Here is a 20,586-nt window from a genome sequence, read left to right as displayed (position 1 = left end):
AGTCAGACTTTGGTCTGGCTTTCTTTTATGTTTTTAGTTAAACATTTCGCAATGAACATGACGATAATTCTCTGATTTATCGAAAGCATAATTAATGTTGCTATTTCAGCATTTTGATCAAGCTTGGCAGAGTGCATAAAAACGTGTTTTGAAATTCTATTATCTTTCAAGTGCTCATTATAATTTTTCGGGAAATCATCAACGTTCTTTTTGCATAGCGGTAATGATTGCCATTTTATATATTTCATCTATGCTGGCAGAACGGGATAAGTCATTCATTGGCAAACGAACGCCTTGCAAAATAGGTCCTAATGCCTCATAGCCTCCTAAATTAGCAACAAGCTTATATCCGATATTGCCGGAATTCAAATCAGGAAAGATCAGTACATTGGCTTCTCCTTTGATGGGGCTGTTAGGTGCCTTTAGCTCTGCCACTTGAGGGTTTAATGCACAATCTACCTGTAACTCACCATCGACAATATAATCCAAGGGCATATGAGAAAGACGTATGGCGGTTTCACGTACCAGGTCAACATCAATACCACTGCCACTTCCTTTACTAGAATAGGATAGGAGTGCCACTTTTGGCGTTAAGCCGAAAGCTTTTGCACTTTCAGCACTTTGCAATGTGATTTCCACCAATTGATCAACATTGGGATTGCGATTCATGGAACAATCTGCAAAAATTAGGCGCTGTTCTTTTTTTAGCATTAGAAAACAACTGGACATAAAACTACAACCGGGCTTCGTTTTTACCAATTGCATAATGGGACGTAAGGTATCTGCAGTAGAATTGGTAGAACCGCCAAGTAAGCCATCGGCATACCCCATTTCTACATACATTGTACAAAAATACGTATCCTTTTGTATCCATTCCTCTGCCATTTTGCGATCTGCTTTTCCTTTGCGCAGTTCCAGCATTCGCAATAGCATCTGTTCTTTATCGGCAAACGCATCCGGATCAAGGATTTCCAGTTTACGGATATCTAAATGTTCTTTACTCGCTACTTCTTTAATGCGATCCCGTTTTCCATAAACAATCGGGTGTAGCACGTTTTTATCAATTAATTTTTGGGCGGCATGTAAAACGCGTGGATCGGTTCCTTCCGTGAAGAGGATTCTTGTCTTTGCCTCAAGTTTTTGCATGATGACACCAGCTTTCTTATCTTCTGCCTTAATCATAACAGAAATTTATGAAAAAGGTATTGCCAAAATAACCGCAATTTGATGATGTATGAAAAGGGATGTGTTGAGCATACTATGAACAAGGAGGCTGAATAAACATGAAAGCATTGAATTATATAGCTCTTTCTCTGGTAATTGTAGGAGCTGTTAACTGGGGTCTTATTGGATTTTTAGATTTTAATCTGGTAGATGCCTTGTTTGGAACAGGATCTGTATTATCCAGAATCATCTATGCAGTTGTAGGTGTATGTGGTTTATACGCCTTGAGCTTCTTTGCTCGCATAGATACACCGCATAGAGATTAAGGAGAAGCGTTTCTCCTTTTTTTATGCTATGTATTTTTTTTATATGGCGTTAGATCGTTTCGCCTAATCGCAATTCTTCATTTCTTGGAAAATGCCTTCAGCAATCAGTTTGGCAAGAGCTTTTCGTTTGTCGGGATGATTTAGAATTTGTTTATCTGTTGTTTGATCTAGATAACCGACTTCAATTAGGATGGAATTCATTAAGGTATTGCGTACTACATACAAACGATTACCATCAAATACACCATTATTGCGGATGTCTTTTTGTGTAGCTAGAGCAGCAGATACAGCGTTTGCTAAAGCAGTTCCTTTTTTGTTTGTATAGATTTCAAAGCCATGTGCCAGATGATTGTTCGAGGCGTTCGCGTGCAAGGAAACAAAGTATTTGCAGGAAGTATGATTGGCAAGTTGTACCCGACGCTTTAAATCGCTAAGTTCATTTTCACCTAAGGCTTCATCTTTATAGCGTGTCATATGAACTTTAATTCCTTTTTGCTCTAAGCATCGGCGCACTTCATGTGCCATTTCAAGATTAAAATCTTTCTCCATGAATCCACCATACACCGCACCGCTGTCCTGTCCGCCATGCCCTGCATCAAGGATGACTTCACACTTATCATAGGCAGGAGCTTTCTGTTGGAATAGCCGTGTGGCAATGAGCAAAGTTCCAACCGCTACAATCATGTATTTTAAAGTTTTCTTACGCATAATTTCATCTCCTTCGTTAAGTTAAAGTATAACGAAGAATACTTACGAAAAAGGTAACGCTTTCTTTCTAAAACCTTAATACTTTCTGAATAAATGAAGTACCATGCATATGACGGTGAAATAGGGGCTTAGCTATACGCTTACGAATATAGGATGGTTTTCTAAAAGTAAAACCGTAAGGATAACCTTACTGCATATAGAAAAAGGCTGTCGCTATGTGAAGGAAACCCAATTCTTTGAATAACCAAAGGAAAGGGTTCTTTTCACTTTAAAAACAGCCGTTTTTTATATGCTAATACTCTTATTTTTATTGGACACTGAATGCTAATTCATCATCTAGGGCATCAATCATATTTAAAGAGTTAAATTTCTCTATCAATTTCTCAACAGTTAAGGTTTTCTTTTCTTCACCTTTAATGTCTAATATGATATCTCCCTTATGGAACATTAATAAACGATCTCCATATGTGATGGCATGTTTTAGATTATGAGTGATCATAATCGTCGTCATCTTCTTTTCTTTTACGATTTTATCTGTCAGATGAATGATCAAATCACTTGTTTTGGGATCAAGTGCAGCCGTATGCTCATCCAATAGTAGTACTTCCGGTTTAATTAAGGTTGCCATTAATAAGGATAAAGCTTGGCGCTGCCCACCGGATAAAGCGCCTACTAAGACTTCCAGCTTATCTTCTAAGCCTAATTGCATATTTGTTAATTCTTCCTTAAATAAAGGGATTAAGGAACGATCAACACCTTTTGTTAAACCAAAGGCTTTCCCTTTATTATAAGCCATCGCCATATTTTGTAAGATGGTTAAAGAAGGTGCTGTTCCTTTTTGCGGGTCTTGAAAAACACGTCCGATATATTGGGAGCGTTTATGTTCGGGAACCTTGGAAATATCTTGCTTCTGAAAGCTGATTTTTCCACTGTCTTGCAGGATATTGCCACTAATGATATTAAAGAAAGTAGATTTACCACTGCCATTGGAACCGATGATCGTCACAAATTCTCCATCTTCAATTGCAACATTCAAATCTGTAAACAGAACGACCTCATTTGCACTTCCTTTGTTGAAGGTCTTTTTTATGTGTTCTAATTTTAACATATCGTCACCTCAATTTTTTATCGAGCGATGAAAGAATTTTGCCATCACTCCATTGCCAAGAATCAATACCAGGATGAAGATAATCGACATGATCAAACGCAGATACGTCGATGGAAATCCGGCATTTAAGGCAGCGGCAATGGCAAAACGATAAACGATGGCACCAAGCACAACGCTGGTGGTAAAGCCAATGAAGCGGGAGCGTTTAAATAAGGTGATTCCCATGATGACGCTGGCTAAGCCTAAGACAATCATGCCAGTACCCAGATCTGCGGTAAAGGAGCGCAGAAACTGTGAAATTAAAGCACCGGAAACGGCGGCATACCCATTGCTTAAGGCCAGTCCATTCATTTTGATCCAACCGATATCTTTTCCTAAGGTGGCAATCAATTGTGGATTATCTCCGGCTATTCTCATTAAGAATCCATATTTGGTTTGTAAGAACCAATCTATTAGCAGCTTCATAAGGAGGACCAGTACAAGGAGAATGATTACAGGCCAAAGTTTCATGATCCATTCTCCCATGGTGCCGCCCACCATATCCGCAATTGCATTTCCATAGGTAAATATCGTATCATAAGAGAATAAAGGAATCAAACTGGAATTACCTGCGACAATAAGGTTGATAGAGTATAAAGCAGTCATGACCAGTATACCGCTTAATAAGGAGGATATGCGAAATTTCACATGGAGGATTCCGGTCGCATACCCAGCTAGTACCCCGGCAATGAAAGCAGCGATGAGGACAACAAAAGGATTCCATCCTTGGGTAATAAAGATTGCTCCTACTGCTGCGCCTAAGGGAAAGCTTCCTTCTACCGTCAAATCCGCATAATCCAATACTTGATAGGTCAGTAACACACCGATGGCCAATATGCCATAGGCAAGGCCTTGTGCCACTACATCTAGTAAGAAATCCATATCATCACCTTATTCTTCAATGAAGGTCGCACGTTTTGCCAAATCATCAGGAATGTTGATTTGGAGTTTTTCGGCAACTTTTTTATTAATCATCAGTTTGGTTTCTTTCGCTGTTTCAACAGGGATAGCAGATGGTTTTTTTCCATTTACCAAAATATCATAAGCCATAGCACCAGCCTGTTCTCCTAGTTTTTCATAGCTGATGGAATCACTAGCCAAAAGACCTGATTTCATTTGTCCATCTTCTGCCGCAAATACTGGAATTTTGGCATTTGTTGCCTTATCCGTAATGGTTGCGGTGGCAGCTACGACAGAGTTATCTGTAATGTTATAAATGCAGTCACAGCTACTTGCCAGCTGTTGTGCCGCTGTTGTAATTTCAGAAGCTTGAGAAATACCTTTCTTTACTACGGTAAAGCCGTAATCAGGTGCCATTTTTTCAACTTGTTCTACCTGTAACTTACCATTTGGCTCACCAATATTATAGATCATACCAATTTTTTTAGCTTTTGGTAAGAAGGTGCGAATGAGTTTAACTTGTGTTTCTAAAGGTGCTGCATCTGATACACCAGTAATATTCGCTCCCGGTTCTTCATTGCTTTTTACCAGCTTGGCATCTACGGCATCCGTTACCGCATTAAAAACTACCGGTGTGTCTTTGCCTACGGTTGCATTCGCCGCAGCTAATGCAGAAGGTGTCGCAATGGCATAAATCAAATCGACATCATCAGAGACGAATTGTTTTGTGATAATATCGTTTGTGGCTGTATCACCTAGGGCATTCTTTTCAACGAATTCAACTTCAATGCCTTTACCCTTGAGATATTTCGTAAAACCTTCTTTGGCACTATCCAAAGCCGGGTGTGTCATGTGTTGAACGATACCTATTTTGTACGTTTTGGCGGTTTCTGGTTTTGCTTCCTCGTTTTTTGTGCCACATCCACTGATGAGCAGACAGACAGCGAGAATTCCCATTAATTTTTTCATTGTTTCTCCTCTTTTCTTTTCCATATTATAGTTATGATGATACCTTCTTTTGTATGTAAAATCAACATTTTCATGAAAATATTTGCAAATAAATGCATTGCGCTTACATTTATTATTATAAAATGTAAAAATATTCAGTAATATCTGAATCTTCAAAGACAGATAGCCAACTCTGTGCTATACTAATACACAAACAGAAAGTAGGTGTTGCAGCATGCTGCATATTTATCATGGGGATGGTAAAGGAAAAACAACAGCCGCTTTGGGCTTGGTGATGCGCGAGCTGGGTCATGCACAAAAAGTGCTTGTTGTACAGTTTCTTAAGGATGGCAAGAGTGGGGAAATATCCTTTCTCAAACAGCAGCCACTTGTGACCTGCTTGTATTCTCCTATGCCAAAATTGTTTTACTATCAGATGGGGCAGGAAATGCGCGTAACAACGGCCTTATCTCAGCATGCCTTGTTTGAAACGGCGGAACAAACAGCTGCACAATATGCTTGCATTCTTCTGGATGAAGCTTTGGATGCATTGCAGTTGGGGATTCTTCAGGAAATTGAAATGCTTGCCTTTCTGAACGCAAACAAAGCGCGTGAAATTATACTAACGGGGCGCAATCCATCAAAGAACATTCTCGCATGTGGGGATTATATAACCCAGATGAAGCTGGAGAAGCATCCCTATCAAAAACAGCAGGCACCACGTAAAGGTGTGGAATATTAAGGAGGATAGCAAAATGGCAATTGAACTTGTACGCGAATATTTAAAAACTTATGGAAGAGAACAGGATATCATTGAACTGGATACATCAAGTGCAACGGTGGAATTAGCAGCTGCTGCGTTAGGCACAGAACCTGCTCATATCGCAAAATCAATGTCTTTTATGGGGAGTGATGGAGCACTCATCGTGGTATGTGCAGGCGATACAAAGGTCGATAATCATAAGTTTAAGGAATGTTTTGGAGTAAAAGCTAAAATGTTGCGAGGAGAGGATGTGGAGAAATATACCAATCATGCGATTGGCGGTGTCTGTCCTTTTGCAATACCACAGGATACCAAGGTGTATTTAGATGTATCATTAAAACGTTTTGCGCATGTCTATCCAGCATGTGGCAGTGCTAATTCAGCCATTCGTTTAACCTGTGAAGAACTCGCTGAATTAATTGGAAACGCTACATGGGTTGATGTCTGTAAGATCATAGAAAGCTAAGAGTTGCATGCATATGTGACTTTTTTTTGCGAAACATAAAGTTTCTTCCGGTAGTATCAAAAGATTCATCATACTTTTAGCATTATATTTAGACACCACAAGTTCGATAGCTTTGATCATGGTGCTAACCAACAAACTAGGTTGTGGTTAGGTTTATCTATTTCATGCATAAGATGGGTGGTAAGATCTATGCGCAGATAAAAGATGATGACATGGCTTTTACCCTTGTCTTTTCATATTGATCAAATATAGAAAAAAGCAGTTATCTGCTTTTTTCTAACGAATTTGATTATAGTGTGTTTTCTATGTTTTCTTCAGCAACTTCTTCTGTGTTTGCGGTCTCTATCTTAGTTTCTTGCACAGCGGCTTTTGTAGTAACTTGAATCATAGAGTGATTTTTTAATTTCACAAGGCGTTCAAAATAGGCTGTTTTATTATGATGAAAGAGCATATGAATGCCTGTTTTTAGGGAAACCAAATAGAATGCGCATAGCAGCACAGCCAATGCCAATATGCAAATCTGATAGGTGGAAGGTATGGAAAAATAAATATCAAACAGCATCAATAACATTAATGGTATTGGCAATATAAATAGATACAGAGGAAAGAAATGTAGAAAATATTGATACCATTTTGGTCGTTCATCTTCCTCATTCACCAATTTTATCTTCACTAAGGCCTTACCGAAGGTCCAGCCTTTGGTAAAAATAGGCAAAATAAACAATAGTAGGGTAACAGAACACACAAGACAGCCATAAAAAACAAGGAGTGTTTGAAGGAAAGTTGTAATCGTAAAGTATTTTGTACATACATAATAAAGCAGAAAAGAAGCAATAAGGATAAATAGAACATCGCTGAAGAAGGCAACGACTCTACGCATTGAGGTAACCTGCTGTCCTTTTTGGAAGGCTTCTTCATCTAACTTTGAACGTGTTGGTAAGAAATGGACAAAGATAGGTGTTAAAACATAGCCACACATACCGCCAAAACTATTCGTGATAAGATCATCCACATCAAATAAACGATAAGGACGTGGATAAATACCAAATAGTGCACTTAGCTGCAGACATTCAAAGGATAAGGATAACATAAAACTGCCAAGCAGCGTTTTCTTCCAACTATATTGAAAATAGTAACGCAGATATACACCGAAAGGAACGGTTAATAAAACATTAAAGATGATTAAGTATAAGCTAGGCTCATTAAAGGCAGTTAAGTAAGTGGCGGGATCATTCCAGACGAGTGAGGTTGATGTTGTAAATTCCATTAAGGATTTAAAAGGAATCAGCTGCATGATTGGTTTGGTGTAATGCTGTACTTCTTCAATAGGTGGTAAAGGAAGGCTTACTAAGAAATACGCACAAAGTAGATAAAAGATAAAAGAATAGATAATCAAGACACGCAAAAAGAGGATACTGCCATAACGGCGGTATTGTACGATGATATAGGGAATCGTAAAAAGAGCTGCTAAAAAAGGAAAGATAAGCATTGCAGCAGTAATGGGAATCAGATATACAGACATAGACAAATACTCCTTCACTGTTTCGTATTATACCATAAGTTATCTTTTCATAGAAAAAAACAATAGGGCTTTAGGTATAAGCATGAAAGTATTCGACAATCTAACTATAGGAGTGTATCAGTAATCATTTGGCGGTAGAAAAAAAGTATGTTATAATGAGACGGCTGTGCGAAACACACCCAATCGTGCGATAAATGAACACACTTTTTTTATGGCCGTAAAGGGTATGGGATGCAAAAGCAAAAAGAAGGAGTGAACACATTGACAATACAAATGGTACTGGCAAATGTAAATGAATTTTTATATAGCAATATCTTACTTGCGTTATTGATTGGTACAGGAATATATTTCACGATACGGACACGGTTCGTGCAATTTCGCTTGTTGAAAGAAGGCATTTCTTTATTGATGGAAAAAGCACATACAGAGGATGGGGTATCTTCCTTTCAGGCCTTGATGATTTCAACAGCATCGCGTGTCGGTACCGGCAATATCGCTGGTGTGGCTACCGCGTTAGCAGCTGGAGGCGCAGGCTCTATCTTTTGGATGTGGGTAACGGCTTTGATAGGTGGGGCGAGTGCTTTTGTGGAATCGACCTTAGCACAGGTATATAAGGAACAAGATGGTGAACAGTATCGCGGCGGTCCGGCTTATTACATAGCGAAAGCTTTAGGCAAGCGCTGGCTGGGAGTTGTTTTTTCTTTACTGTTAATTGCCTGTTTCATTTTCGGATTTAATCCTTTACAGGCATATAATGTGAGCAGTGCCGTATCGTATTATTTTGAAGATCAAGAACTAGTAGCCGTCGTGATTGGTCTTATTTTGGCTATCGCTACAGCAGCGGTTATTTTTGGCGGTGTTCATCGTATCGGTATCATCTCTTCTACAGTAGTGCCGATTATGGCGTTGTTGTATATCATATTGGGACTTTATATCACCTTGGCAAATGTGCAGAAATTACCTGCCATTTTTGGCATGATCATGGAACAGGCCTTTGATCTGAAAGCTATCATGGGTGGTTTTGCCGGTTCTTGTGTGATGTATGGTATCAAAAGAGGATTATTTTCTAATGAGGCAGGAATGGGATCAGCACCAAATGCCGGCGCGAGTGCAGATGTATCACATCCGGTGAAGCAAGGTCTAGTGCAGACAATTTCGGTTTTTATTGATACGATTCTTATATGTACGACAACCGCATTTATGCTGTTGAATTATGGTAGTGATGCTAATTTGACCGGAATGCCTTATGTACAGCAGGCGATATCTGCTGAAGTCGGACAGGCAGGAATCCACTTTATCACCATTTCGATTTTCTTATTCGCTTTCTCTTCTCTAATTGGGAATTACTGCTATGCAGAAAGCAATTTGAAATTCATTTTGGATACAAAGCGTTCTTTATGTATCTTTCGAATATTGGCGATTGTTGTGATCTTCTTTGGAGCACAGGCTAGTTTCTCGACCATATGGGATCTAGCAGATGTGCTTATGGGCTTTATGGCAATCGTAAATATCATTGCCATCCTATTGCTGGGCAAGATTGCAATTACCTGTTTAAAAGATTATAGCGCACAGAAAAAACAGGGGAAAGATCCTGTTTTTGATCCTGAGCGTTTGGGCATCGCAAATGCGGATTGTTGGAAAGCTATTGTAAAAGATTATAAAGAAGACACATCGATGGATGATAAATGATTTCTATCGTTTTATGCATTATCAAAAAAGCGTAACAGGAATTAACATGTTCCTGTTTTTTTTATGCTTTTCTTTTTACAATGAAAAGAAGAGGGCTTCTTATTTGACGGATAGGGAAAAGCGGTTTATCCTATAAGTGTAATATAAAAAGTTACAATTGGAGGTGAGAGAATGCCAAGTGAGTTTATCATTGCTGTTCATGCAATGGCTTATCTGAGAAAGCATCCGCGTTTGATATCTAGTGAAGAGCTGGCCGAAAATATTTGTGTGAATCCGGTCAGGGTCAGAAAAGTGATGGCCAAGCTGAAAGCCTATGGTCTTATTGATACCAAGCAAGGATTAAGCGGAGGGTATTCTTTTTCTATTCAAAATGAAACAGTGACCTTAAGCCAAATCTATGATGCTTTACAGATGCGTATTTTTCACAGTAACTGGCGCAGTGGGAATGCGCATTTAAAATGTATCGTATCGAGTGGTATGGCACAGGTTATGGATGATCTATATGAAACAATGGAAGCTACCTGCTATGAGAAGTTAAAAGCCATATCCATTTGTGATGTCGTAAAGGAACTGGAACAGTTGTATGCGTTAAAGGAGAATACCAATGAAAGAAGATAAAGCAAAGCTCTTTGTAAAGAAGAGTGAATGTTCTGTAAAGACATGTGCACACTTCTTAAAAGAAGTGTTAAAGAAGAGAAAGATACCTATATTTGCTGTTTACGACCATGGGGAAAACGCAAAAACAGTTGGTATGGAAATGCCCGAAACGATTGTTATTGTATTTGGTAATCCCAGCATAGGGACAAAGCTTATGCTGGAGAATGCAGCCATAGCATTAGAATTGCCTTTAAAAATTGCGATTTGGGAAGAAGATCAGCATACCTACGTCGCAACGAATCGTCTGTTGCCCTTGGCCGAGCGTTATGGCATATGTGAAGTTGAAATTCTTCAACAAATGGAAGAATTGGTTGAAGAACTTGTATGGTTAACTGCCATGCAAAAGAGAAGTTTATGTTAAAAGAAGGAACGACTATTTATTTTTATGTACAAGGTTATCTGATGCAGGGGAAAGCCGTACATATCCAAGGTGATGAACAAGCATATACCTTTCATATCGAAGGCTATGGGGCATGCGCAGGGCCACATGTCCTACACTCTTCACAGTTGCATCACACCTTGTTCTTAAGTGAAGAAGAAGCAAAATTGTATCAAAACATAGAAGCTGCCTATTTAGAGAATACGTTTTAATTTATGATTCACAATTTACGCATTAACATCCAAATAACAATAAGATCTAATATGATCCAGGAGGAAAGCAATATGAGTTTCATTACAATCACCAACGAGAACGTTAACGAAGTTAAGGAACGTGAAACAGTAGTTGTCGAATTTTGGGCACCATGGTGTGGCTATTGCAAACGCTTAGCACCTGTTTTAAAACAAGTGGCTAAAGAACATGCAGAAGCATTTGATATTTTACAAATCAATATTGATGAATTTGAAACATTGGCAGAAGCCTATGGCATTGAAACCATACCGACACTTGCTCTCTTACATCATGGAAAGGCGCAAGATGCTTTGATAGCTCCACAATCAAAACATGAAGTACTGGCCTTTTTGAAAGAACATAAGCTAATTGCTTAAGAAAGGAAAGCAATATGAAACTTTATGATGTTATCATTATCGGCGGTGGTCCTGCCGGTTATAGTGCTGCTCTATATGCTGCTCGAAATGCCCGAAGCGTTTTAGTTATTGAAAAATTATCAGCCGGAGGGCAGATGGCTACTACAGGCATTGTGGAAAATTATCCTGGTTTTACCGATGGTATTGATGGCTTTGAACTGGCGGAAAAGATGCAGGAAGGTGCCGAAAAGTTTGGGGCGGAAACAGTTTATGATACCGTGATTCAGGTTGAATTGAAAAACAATCCAAAAATCATTCACGGAGAAGAAGCTGACTACTATGGGAAAACAGTTGTGATTGCTACCGGTGCTCATCCAAGAGAATTAGGATTGGCAAAAGAAGCACAACTGCGTGGAAAAGGAATTGCTTATTGTGCAACTTGTGATGGGATGCTTTATAAAGGGAAAGATGTACTCGTTGTCGGTGGTGGCAACTCCGCCATTGCAGATGCTCTGTTTTTATCCAAAATCTGTCATCGTGTAACCTTGATTCATCGCCGTCATGAGTTAAGAGCATCGCGGATTTATGAGAAACAGTTGGCAAACAGTAAGATTGCTTTCCTATGGGATAGTCGAGTCGTTGATATTATCGCTGATAAAAAAGTCACCGGAGCGAAAATTGAAAATTTACTTACACATGAGATACAAGAGCTTTCCTGCGATGGTATCTTTGTGGCAATCGGACGTGTCCCGGATGCACAGCTATTCAAAGCACAGCTGACTTTTGATAACAATGGATATATCCTTGCAGATGAATCCACACGAACCAATGTGGAAGGTGTCTTTGCCATCGGTGATGTACGTAGCAAGGCTCTTCGACAGATTATCACTGCAGCCAGTGATGGCGCAACCTGTTCCAAATATATTGAAGATTATTTAAATGAACAAGAACATGCTGTTTAAAAACTTAAGGAAGAAACGATACTTCTAAAAGTCCTAGACAAACAGGTGAAACCACCTGATGACACAAAAAACAAGAGAGCATTCTTACAGAAGAAATCCATTAGGACAACGTATAGATCTGTATTTTATGGATTATCTGCTCTGACAATGCCTCTTTCTTAACGAAGGAGAGAAAAGGTATGATTGAAAGCTTATGGGAATTTTACCGAACCCGCTACGATTTTATTGTTCCATTGATTATTGAACATTTGCAGATTGCCGTTATTGCTATCATCGCCGCAACGATGATTGGTGTATCTCTTGGCATTTTTATTCATGAAAAGAAACGTTTATCCCCCATTGTTTTGGGACTTGTCAGCTTTCTTTATACAATTCCCTCAATTTCTATGTTGGGCTTTCTCATTCCCTTTAGTGGTATCGGCAATAAAAGTGCTATCATCGCTTTGACTATTTATGCTTTATTGCCGATTATACGCGCTACCTTTACCGGCTTGGAAAATGTAGATGCAGATATCATAGAAGCTGCCCGAGGAATGGGCAGTACACGAAAACAGATTCTATTTCAGATTAAACTGCCCTTAGCAATGCCGGTTATGTTATCGGGTTTTAAAAATATGACCGTTATGACAATTGCCTTGGCCGGTATTGCATCCTTTATCGGAGCTGGAGGACTCGGTGTTGCGATTTATCGTGGAATTACTACGAACAATATGACGATGACGATTGCCGGTAGTCTGGCGGTTGCTCTACTAGCCTTTCTTTGTGATATTTTGATCGGCTGTATGGAACGCTTTTTGCGCAATCGCCGGCATACACAAAAAACGAAGCATCGTGTTATGCTAAGTATTTTGGCTGTTTTCATCGCGCTTAGCGCTGGCCTCTTTTATACACCACATAAAAAAGAAGTGCTTCATCTGGCAACGAAACCGATGAGCGAAGAATTTATTATCGGGGAAATGCTGAAACAGCTTATTGAAGATCGTACTGGAATTTCTGTAGTAATCACAAAAGGTGTCGGCGGCGGTACTAGCAACATCCATCCGGCAATGGTCAAAGGAGATTTTGACTTGTATCCGGAATATACAGGAACCTCATGGAGCTTTGTCTTAAAAGAAAAAGAACTGCCGGATGATGCTACCTTATTCAAAGAACTCAATCAGCAATATCAAAAAAACTATCATATGGAATGGGTAGGTTTATATGGCTTCAATAATACGTATGGAATCGCAGTAACTAAAAAATTGGCAGATACGTACCATTTAAAAACGTATTCTGATTTGGCGGCTGTCTCACATAAACTCTCTTTTGGCGGGGAATATGATTTCTATGAGCGTGAGGATGGCTATGATGCATTAACGATGGCTTATGGATTTCACTTTAAAAAGACGAGGGATCTTGATATCGGCTTAAAATATGATGCCTTAGAAAATGGCGAGACGGATGCCATTATTGCCTTTACGACAGATGGGCGTTTAAGTAGTCCTAATATCGTATTGCTACAGGATGATAAACATTTTTTCCAAACTTATTATGCAGGAACAATCATTCGTCAGGATACCTTAAAAAAATATCCTGAATTACGCCAAGTGCTGATGCTGATGAATAATCTGATCAGTGAAAAAGAAATGGCCGCAATGAATCATGAAGTAGAAACCCAGAAAAAGAATGAGGCGGATGTTGCACGCGCCTTTCTCATAAAAAAAGGTCTGTTGGAGGTGAAGAACCATGAGTGAAATCATTTGTAACCATGTGAAAAAAGCCTATGGAGAGACAATCGTATTGCATGATGTTTCCTTTACGATACAACCTCATGAACGCATCAGTATCATCGGTGGCAGTGGCAGTGGTAAAACAACATTACTTAAGCTGTTAAACGCTCTTATTCTGCCGGATGAAGGCAGTATTCAAATCGATGGCATTGATATCAGTACCATGGATGCCAACCTCTTACGTCAAAGTATCGGTTATGTCATTCAAAGCATTGGCCTATTTCCGCATATGACGATTTATGACAATATTACTTATGTATTACGTTTAAAGAAATGGGATGCCATACGCATGCAGCAGCGTGTGGAAGAATTACTGCATATAGTTGATTTGGATGCTACTTTATTAACACGTTATCCTGATGAATTAAGTGGTGGACAGAAACAGCGTGTTGGCATTGCTAGAGCATTAGCGGCAGATCCTAAGGTTGTTTTGATGGATGAAGCTTTTGGCGCCGTAGATGAAATAACCCGACATACCTTGCAAGAAGAGTTGTTAAGAATACATGCTGTCGATCCTTTCACTCTGGTATTTGTGACGCATGATATCAAAGAAGCTTTATATTTAGGAGAGCGCGTCATGGTGATGAAAGATGGATGTGTCGAACAATTCGATACCGCACAACACATTCGTCAGCATCCTAAAACAGCTTTTGTGAAACAATTATTATCTTATTTGTAAAGTATATTCTATGTGCAGGGGATGCTAATAATGTAGTGCTATGTAAGAAGATTCTTTTAACTAGAACCTTCTTTTTTGTTTATAAAGGTGTATACACTTTATGAACATAGATGAGACAAACCCCTTTCCTACGGATATCGACAAAAAATCGATTATTGGGTTAATGCAATATACGTTTCATAAATGGTATTCCAAGTTACTTGTCCGACAAGACCATCTTGTGCTAATCCAAATTCTCTTTGGAAAGCTCGCACGGATCGCTCCAATCCGGCCCCAAAACGACTATCGATATCAACAGGGGGGATATTGGTATAAGTTTGGGCAATGACAGATAAGAAATACTGTAGTTGCTGCACCTCAATACCGACATCTCCCCGCCGCAATACGCGGCCTGTCCATAAACCGGTAAAATAACCCTGTGGTCTGCCAAGACTGCCTAATTCAGCTAATTTTCTTACAGCCACATAAATACGAGATATCTGATTCCATGTTGTCTGACCGACAATACCATCTACACTCAAATTGAATTGTTGTTGGAAAGTTCTGACAGCGCGTTCTGTTACTTCTCCAAAGATACCATCCGGTGGATAGATAAGGGGAATATTTGGATAATTGACAGCGATGCCATTCAACAGTTCCTGTATGATGAAGACATTTTGTCCTTGAGAGCCTCTTCTTAGCGCATAACCGGGATAGGAGGGTGTGATATATTGTACATTATCCGTTTCGCGAAATTGCATCGTATCGCCATAGTAATAACGAATAATGCGCGTAGAATCAAAGCCGCGATTTGCTAAATCAAGTGTACCCCATTGTTTCATGCCAGGGCATTGAGCAATCTTACCATCACAATATTCTGCATAATAAGGTTCACGGAAATATGGCTTTTGCAGGAATTGACCAATAACTTCATCAACAACAGCTGCGACACTGTCATAAATATTACGTCCTTTCACAAAAGCCTGATCATAAGCTGTTGAATTGGTGATATCAAAGGGATAGCCACGACCACGATACCATTCTGTATATACACGATTCAACACCAGTGACATCTGTGCCCAGATGTTAGCTCGCAAGGCCTCATATGGCCAGGTCGGATAGATTTCTGAGGATGCGACATTTTTCAAATAATATACAAAATCTACCGTCAGATTTTCAGCTGCCGTATTCGGTCTGCCCAGATGTACTGTAATTGTTCTGGGTATGATGATTTCCTCAAGCATACGTTCTTCCTGTGCCAGTAAATAATTTATGTTCGCCTAAATCATTCTCATTACGCCCTGGCGTTTCTCCTTTCTTTTCTCTTAAAATCACGGTAAGCGTTGATCCAATATCCGCAAAGATCTGTACATTGTGCACGACTTCAGTATCATATTCCACATGACTTACTTCAACACTGTATGTGGAATAGGGACGTCTTGCTGTGGTACTTTGTTGGGATAAGGAAGGATGTGGCGCTTCTAACGCAATTTCTTTACATCGCCCCATTGCATCTGTTTTCTCACATACGACTTGTCGTACCATAAGATTACCATTAAAAATGGTGACAGTCGCATTGCTGACTGGCAGGGATTGTTCATTATAGACTTCTATACGTAAATATCCTTGTGGCAAATCAACCACCTCCATTACAACGTATGCAAATAGGGATACACATCGTGGTCATTTATCCATGAAACCCATAGATTCCTCAAAAGAACACAAGTTTTTTCATGAAGTTTCCAAAGAATATGGACGAATTTTCACATTTACGCTATACTGAAGATGCAAGAGCTCTCCTTTCTTATGTGTGTAAAAAATAAAAAAATTGAGATCTCTTGCATTTTTTTATGACTTTTTTGCATTTGCCCTTATAAAAGCAAAGAATTCTATCTTAATATTTCCTATCATAAAAAGTAACTTATAAAATAGGCAAATTTAGAAAAGGATTGGTTTTTTATTAACTGTCTTTATCTTTATATCTATGTATTTCCTTATAATGGGTGTTGACAGTTACTTTTTACATATGATTCCTAAAAAATATTATTTACGCAATAATCTAATTTGCTGTTATGAAATTCAGCACCGTTTACGTAGCATCTTCCGTATCTAAATGCACACATGCGTTAAGTAAAAAAAGTAATATCTTACAAGAAAATGTATAATTCTTATGGTATACTATAACCGCAAAACTATATTCAGAAGATTTGGAAAGGAGAACCTATGAACGACGCAAAATTAGAAAAACAAAAAGCAAAGCTTGTAGAAGCCAAATTGATGGATGAACAGGATACCTTAATTGATTTTTTACAAGCAAGTTATGTGGAACGCTTAATTGGCAAAATGGGCAAATGGAAACAAGGATGGGCATATTTTACAGAAGAACGCTTGATTATTGTGACAGGACTATTAAATGCTGATATCGTAATTCCGTATAAAAATATTAAAGAATTGGAAAAATGCTCACAGGGCTTTATGCCAATCGGTATTTCCATTACTCATGAAGATATGGAAACCGGAAAGATAACGACCGATAAAATTTCCATGATGAAACGTGATAAATGGATGAGTTTTATTACTGAAAAAGCAGGACTGTAATAGTACAAAAAAAGGGAATCTGAAAGAAACTCCAAAGTTTGGATATCCAAATGAAATGGGGCAATTTCAATCTTCCCTTTTTTAATTTTCTTTCCATAACTGCATTTGCAGTTCCATATAGCGTTGTTTGCCAATAGGCAGCTTCGTACCATTACTTAAAGTTGCACAATAGCGATGTATCTGTTTAATATAGTGGCGATTTACTAAATAACTGCGATGAATTCGTAAGAATAGAGGATGATCAAATTCACGTAAGGTCATCCTTGTCACAAAGGATTCCTCTGCTGTATAAATGGTACATAACTTATTATTCGATACAATATAAAGAATTTCCATTGGAGACAAGAAATGTAGTTGATGATGCATGTCCTTGATGCGAATCTTATTCATAGGGTTCTCTAATCGTATGGTATCTTCGTGTGCGCTGGTACCGTTTTTATAAAAATACAGCTTCTTTTTTTGCTCATTGTTGGAAGCCGGCGTGTTTACATGACATGCCTGTGCGTGGATGAGATGCAATTTTTGTTGCTTGTTTAATTGCCAGATAAAAGTAAAATGAATGATAGTTGAAATCACTTTGGTTGTCGGCAATGTTGCGGTCGCGCAAAATCTTCCATACACGACCCATGTTTTTTCTTCTTGTGTCAACAGGGTGTATTCTTCATGAGATATATGCAGCTGTCCGCTAACTTCAACGTTTTTTAATACATGGATAAAGGCTTCTTTACCACTGATATATTGGTTCGTATAATCACCAATCCAGACAAAATCATCATCTAATAAATATTGAAACATGATGATATCGCGATTCATCAATGCATGAACAAAGTCTTTTGAATGATTTAAAACATCCTGATAGGTGAAATGCTGATTCATCATAGCATCTTTACCTCCCATATAATCTTTATTTATTATACCGCTATTTTTATTTTTATGTGAATTTTTAGCAATACTTTTCTTTTAAAAGGTTAAAAAAACGAATAAGGTGTGGAAAATTATTAATTTTACTGGAACAGCTCTTTTTCTAGCCTTGACCTCATACACTGTATTGGTGAGAGAATGAAAAAAAGAAAAATGTTTTTGGGACTAGGTCTGATATTGACCTTACTGATCACATCGGTATTTCATACACATCTTGTAAATGTAGAAGCAGAAAAAGATAGGAAAGTATTAGATGGCGTGGTCGTTGTCTTGGATGCCGGTCATGGGGGCAAGGATGATGGGGCACGCTGTGAAAATGAAAAAGAACAAGATATCAATTTAAGTATCGTAAAAAAACTTCAAAAACAGTTACAAACAAAAGGCGCAGAAGTTATTTTAACAAGAGATGGAAAATATGACTTGGCTAGTGCTAACGCGAGTAATCGCAAACGGGAAGACATGAAGAAACGTATGGAGATCATCAATGCAGATAAGGTCGATGTTTTTTTAAGTGTGCATCTGAATTCCTATCCAAATAACAGTGTACACGGAGCACAGGCATTCTATCAAAAAGGGAATGCTGTCTCTGAAACCTTTGCTAAGCTCATCCAAAAGCATTTTAAAGTATTAACGCAAACAAAGATGAGCGCTAAACCAGGAGATTATTATTTGTTAAACAATGCGAAAAAAATCGGTTCTTTAGTTGAATGTGGCTTCCTATCAAATCCAGAAGATCGCAGCAATTTAAAAAGTCCTTCTTATCAAGAAAAAGTAGCACAATGTTTATGCAATAGTATCGTAGAATATTTCGATTTTTTATTGTAGTTCACTATTATAAGCATGGTGTAAAGTGGAAAAAATCTTTGGTATTACAGCGACATGAGAATATTTAACTAACATAGCATTAGTTATAAGACAGGATTGCAAACAAAAACTTAAAGGTAGGAATGATATAAATGAGAAAACTTAACTATTAGCATGTGTCGCTTCTAAATAGAATAATACTTTTATAAATAATAAATGGGATGAACCCAATTATTCCAGCCAATGTGTAAAATGGAAATGTAATAAATCCTATAAAAATTTTAGGAGCAATCGGGGTTAACCATTTTTTTGCAATACTATTATAAAAAATACCCCCAATAGCTATCCCTGCTAAAAGACAACCAAAATTGATAATACTCTTCGTTAGTCCTATAGGCTCTGAAGAAGACATATTATGACTGGCTAAAAGTGCCATAAACGTAGGATCTTTATATTGATTTATTTGATAGATTGCGAAGAAATAACCAATTATACAACCAACAATCAAAAAGACACAAATAAATAAGATTTGTTTTAATTCTTTTTTCATATTCATCTTCCTTTAAAATACCATTGTTTTTGTGCTCATTATATCACGTTTTTTTATGCATAATTCTTTTTCCTTTTGAAAAGTTACTTATCAATTCATGCATTTTAAGCGTGCGAAAGCATTGCTTATGCAACAAGTACAGAACAAACTATCATTCTGATAAGTTTAGGACATTGAAGCAAAAAAATAGGAATGCGTATATGTAAAATCAATGCGCATGCCTATCGATATTGTTCATTTGATATATAATAAAAAGAAACGGCTGTTTTGATAATAATTTCAAAACAGCCGTATCTATTAAGCGCTTTTTGATTTACTTTTCAGCAACCCTTTTTTCTCTACATAGTCATAGATAAATAAAGCAATCGCTATTATTAGCAATAGGAAGATTGCCATAAAATCCCAAACATCAAAGAGAGGCGTTTCTGTTGTTTTAAAAAGTAAAACATTGATAATAACCACTAATGGTATAGCTAATAATGTAATTGTTCCAAGAGCAATTAATTTTCTTGTTTTGCCGATACGATAAATGACCGCAAGCATTATCCACAAAAACACAAGAATAATCAATGATATCGCTGTTCCAAGTGGGAACAACTCTTTCACCTTTAAAATTCGGCTAAGCAAATATAGGTACGGTATGATTGAAACGCTAAGTGATATTAAGCTCTTTACGATACCCTTTTTGCCAAACATAATGCTTGGAAAAGATATAACCCATACAAACACAATAGAAGTCATGGAAATAAGGGACCATGATAGATTACCGGTTATGGTAATATCACAAATAACACATACCATCATTCCAATCAAAAGTGTTATTGTAAATAGTGTTGAAATAACGACATTCTTTGCTATGTTGTTTTCGTCCTTTCTTTTTAAAGCAATTAAATTTTCATCTGCTTTTCTTTCTAAACTATCCATAGTAACTTTTTCTCCACTCAATAACTCATTTACTGTAATTCCAAGTAATTTGCAGAGTTCTAACATAATAGATGAATCTGGCATACTTTTACCAGTTTCCCTTAGTTAAAGATATGAACCCTATTTATCAGTCTACTTTTCCAA

At 37.9% G+C, this 20,586-nt stretch carries 24 protein-coding genes; 13 read left to right on the top strand and 11 right to left on the bottom strand.

Annotation, left to right across the window (positions count from 1 at the left end; all coding sequences use genetic code 11):
- Positions 1–198 precede the first annotated feature (198 nt).
- Positions 199–1,182 (bottom strand): phosphate acetyltransferase, encoded by a 984-nt coding sequence (gene pta / locus AC1VS3_RS08330; RefSeq protein ID WP_008689991.1) that lies wholly within the window; start codon positions 1,180–1,182, stop codon positions 199–201.
- A 101-nt stretch (positions 1,183–1,283) separates the two neighbouring features.
- Here pta and AC1VS3_RS08325 point away from each other — a divergent pair, with 101 nt between their 5' ends.
- Positions 1,284–1,490, top strand: a complete 207-nt coding sequence (locus tag AC1VS3_RS08325) for a DUF378 domain-containing protein (RefSeq protein ID WP_008689990.1) — start codon at positions 1,284–1,286, stop codon at positions 1,488–1,490.
- A gap of 63 nt (positions 1,491–1,553) precedes the next feature.
- Here the strand turns inward: AC1VS3_RS08325 and AC1VS3_RS08320 are convergent, their stop codons facing one another.
- The 4 genes from AC1VS3_RS08320 to AC1VS3_RS08305 form a co-directional block, all read right to left on the bottom strand.
- The gene (locus AC1VS3_RS08320; RefSeq protein WP_008689987.1) at positions 1,554–2,198 is read right to left on the bottom strand and encodes an N-acetylmuramoyl-L-alanine amidase; all 645 of its coding nucleotides are present in this window, start codon (positions 2,196–2,198) and stop codon (positions 1,554–1,556) included.
- A 307-nt stretch (positions 2,199–2,505) separates the two neighbouring features.
- Positions 2,506–3,306 (bottom strand): ABC transporter ATP-binding protein, encoded by an 801-nt coding sequence (locus AC1VS3_RS08315; protein ID WP_008689986.1) that lies wholly within the window; start codon positions 3,304–3,306, stop codon positions 2,506–2,508.
- Between the two features lie 9 nt (positions 3,307–3,315).
- On the bottom strand, positions 3,316–4,227 hold the full coding sequence (locus AC1VS3_RS08310; RefSeq protein ID WP_008689984.1) for an ABC transporter permease: 912 nt from the start codon (positions 4,225–4,227) through the stop codon (positions 3,316–3,318).
- A 9-nt stretch (positions 4,228–4,236) separates the two neighbouring features.
- Complete coding sequence (locus AC1VS3_RS08305) at positions 4,237–5,214, bottom strand: ABC transporter substrate-binding protein (protein WP_008689983.1); 978 nt, start codon at positions 5,212–5,214, stop codon at positions 4,237–4,239.
- Between the two features lie 214 nt (positions 5,215–5,428).
- Between AC1VS3_RS08305 and AC1VS3_RS08300 the strand changes: the two genes are divergently transcribed.
- Positions 5,429–5,935: a cob(I)yrinic acid a,c-diamide adenosyltransferase gene (locus tag AC1VS3_RS08300; protein ID WP_008689982.1), complete on the top strand. Its 507-nt coding sequence runs from the start codon at positions 5,429–5,431 to the stop codon at positions 5,933–5,935.
- A 13-nt stretch (positions 5,936–5,948) separates the two neighbouring features.
- A complete protein-coding gene (locus AC1VS3_RS08295) occupies positions 5,949–6,422 on the top strand; it encodes a YbaK/EbsC family protein (protein WP_008689981.1) in 474 nt (157 codons plus the stop codon).
- Between the two features lie 289 nt (positions 6,423–6,711).
- On the opposite strand, the gene AC1VS3_RS08290 is transcribed toward AC1VS3_RS08295, so the two are convergent.
- Entirely contained in the window at positions 6,712–7,944 is a 1,233-nt protein-coding gene (locus tag AC1VS3_RS08290; protein WP_008689980.1) for a VanZ family protein, read from the bottom strand.
- Between the two features lie 231 nt (positions 7,945–8,175).
- Here AC1VS3_RS08290 and AC1VS3_RS08285 point away from each other — a divergent pair, with 231 nt between their 5' ends.
- The 8 genes from AC1VS3_RS08285 (at position 8,176) to AC1VS3_RS08250 (ending at position 14,666) form a co-directional block, all read left to right on the top strand.
- Positions 8,176–9,633 (top strand): alanine/glycine:cation symporter family protein, encoded by a 1,458-nt coding sequence (locus AC1VS3_RS08285; protein ID WP_008689979.1) that lies wholly within the window; start codon positions 8,176–8,178, stop codon positions 9,631–9,633.
- Positions 9,634–9,804: 171 nt separating this feature from the next.
- Positions 9,805–10,251, top strand: coding sequence for an RrF2 family transcriptional regulator (locus AC1VS3_RS08280; protein WP_008689978.1), 447 nt, complete (start codon positions 9,805–9,807; stop codon positions 10,249–10,251).
- Positions 10,238–10,651 carry a DUF302 domain-containing protein gene (locus tag AC1VS3_RS08275; RefSeq protein ID WP_008689977.1) on the top strand — a complete coding sequence of 138 codons (414 nt, stop codon included), beginning with the start codon at positions 10,238–10,240 and terminating at the stop codon, positions 10,649–10,651. Before AC1VS3_RS08280 ends, AC1VS3_RS08275 begins: the two co-directional genes overlap by 14 nt.
- Positions 10,645–10,881, top strand: a complete 237-nt coding sequence (locus AC1VS3_RS08270; protein WP_008689975.1) for a hypothetical protein — start codon at positions 10,645–10,647, stop codon at positions 10,879–10,881. The genes AC1VS3_RS08275 and AC1VS3_RS08270 overlap by 7 nt, the downstream gene beginning before the upstream one ends.
- Positions 10,882–10,953: 72 nt before the next feature.
- A complete protein-coding gene (locus tag AC1VS3_RS08265; RefSeq protein ID WP_008689973.1) occupies positions 10,954–11,277 on the top strand; it encodes a thioredoxin family protein in 324 nt (107 codons plus the stop codon).
- A 14-nt stretch (positions 11,278–11,291) separates the two neighbouring features.
- A complete protein-coding gene (gene trxB, locus AC1VS3_RS08260; protein ID WP_008689972.1) occupies positions 11,292–12,218 on the top strand; it encodes a thioredoxin-disulfide reductase in 927 nt (308 codons plus the stop codon).
- A gap of 179 nt (positions 12,219–12,397) precedes the next feature.
- Complete coding sequence (locus AC1VS3_RS08255; RefSeq protein ID WP_008689971.1) at positions 12,398–13,951, top strand: ABC transporter permease/substrate-binding protein; 1,554 nt, start codon at positions 12,398–12,400, stop codon at positions 13,949–13,951.
- Positions 13,944–14,666, top strand: a complete 723-nt coding sequence (locus tag AC1VS3_RS08250) for an ATP-binding cassette domain-containing protein (RefSeq protein ID WP_008689970.1) — start codon at positions 13,944–13,946, stop codon at positions 14,664–14,666. Before AC1VS3_RS08255 ends, AC1VS3_RS08250 begins: the two co-directional genes overlap by 8 nt.
- 152 nt (positions 14,667–14,818) lie before the next feature.
- Here the strand turns inward: AC1VS3_RS08250 and AC1VS3_RS08245 are convergent, their stop codons facing one another.
- Positions 14,819–15,889, bottom strand: a complete 1,071-nt coding sequence (locus AC1VS3_RS08245; RefSeq protein WP_008689969.1) for a peptidoglycan-binding protein — start codon at positions 15,887–15,889, stop codon at positions 14,819–14,821.
- Entirely contained in the window at positions 15,882–16,295 is a 414-nt protein-coding gene (locus tag AC1VS3_RS08240) for a carboxypeptidase regulatory-like domain-containing protein (protein ID WP_226906261.1), read from the bottom strand. The genes AC1VS3_RS08245 and AC1VS3_RS08240 overlap by 8 nt, the downstream gene beginning before the upstream one ends.
- Positions 16,296–16,868: 573 nt before the next feature.
- Here AC1VS3_RS08240 and AC1VS3_RS08235 point away from each other — a divergent pair.
- Positions 16,869–17,243 carry a hypothetical protein gene (locus AC1VS3_RS08235; protein ID WP_008689967.1) on the top strand — a complete coding sequence of 125 codons (375 nt, stop codon included), beginning with the start codon at positions 16,869–16,871 and terminating at the stop codon, positions 17,241–17,243.
- 81 nt (positions 17,244–17,324) lie between these two features.
- On the opposite strand, the gene AC1VS3_RS08230 is transcribed toward AC1VS3_RS08235, so the two are convergent.
- Entirely contained in the window at positions 17,325–18,122 is a 798-nt protein-coding gene (locus AC1VS3_RS08230) for a LytR/AlgR family response regulator transcription factor (RefSeq protein WP_008689966.1), read from the bottom strand.
- 180 nt (positions 18,123–18,302) lie between these two features.
- Between AC1VS3_RS08230 and AC1VS3_RS08225 the strand changes: the two genes are divergently transcribed.
- The gene (locus tag AC1VS3_RS08225) at positions 18,303–18,989 is read left to right on the top strand and encodes an N-acetylmuramoyl-L-alanine amidase (RefSeq protein WP_017144549.1); all 687 of its coding nucleotides are present in this window, start codon (positions 18,303–18,305) and stop codon (positions 18,987–18,989) included.
- 148 nt (positions 18,990–19,137) lie between these two features.
- Here AC1VS3_RS08225 and AC1VS3_RS08220 read toward each other — a convergent pair whose 3' ends face one another.
- Both AC1VS3_RS08220 and AC1VS3_RS08215 read right to left on the bottom strand, forming a co-directional pair.
- Positions 19,138–19,518, bottom strand: coding sequence for a hypothetical protein (locus AC1VS3_RS08220; protein WP_008689964.1), 381 nt, complete (start codon positions 19,516–19,518; stop codon positions 19,138–19,140).
- A gap of 297 nt (positions 19,519–19,815) precedes the next feature.
- The gene (locus tag AC1VS3_RS08215) at positions 19,816–20,508 is read right to left on the bottom strand and encodes a helix-turn-helix domain-containing protein (protein WP_481275585.1); all 693 of its coding nucleotides are present in this window, start codon (positions 20,506–20,508) and stop codon (positions 19,816–19,818) included.
- Positions 20,509–20,586: the final 78 nt, after the last annotated feature.

The organism is Longicatena sp., assembly GCF_982403165.1.
The sequence above is the reverse complement of the archived record's forward strand: the minus strand, read 5'-3'. Positions and strand labels throughout refer to the sequence as shown.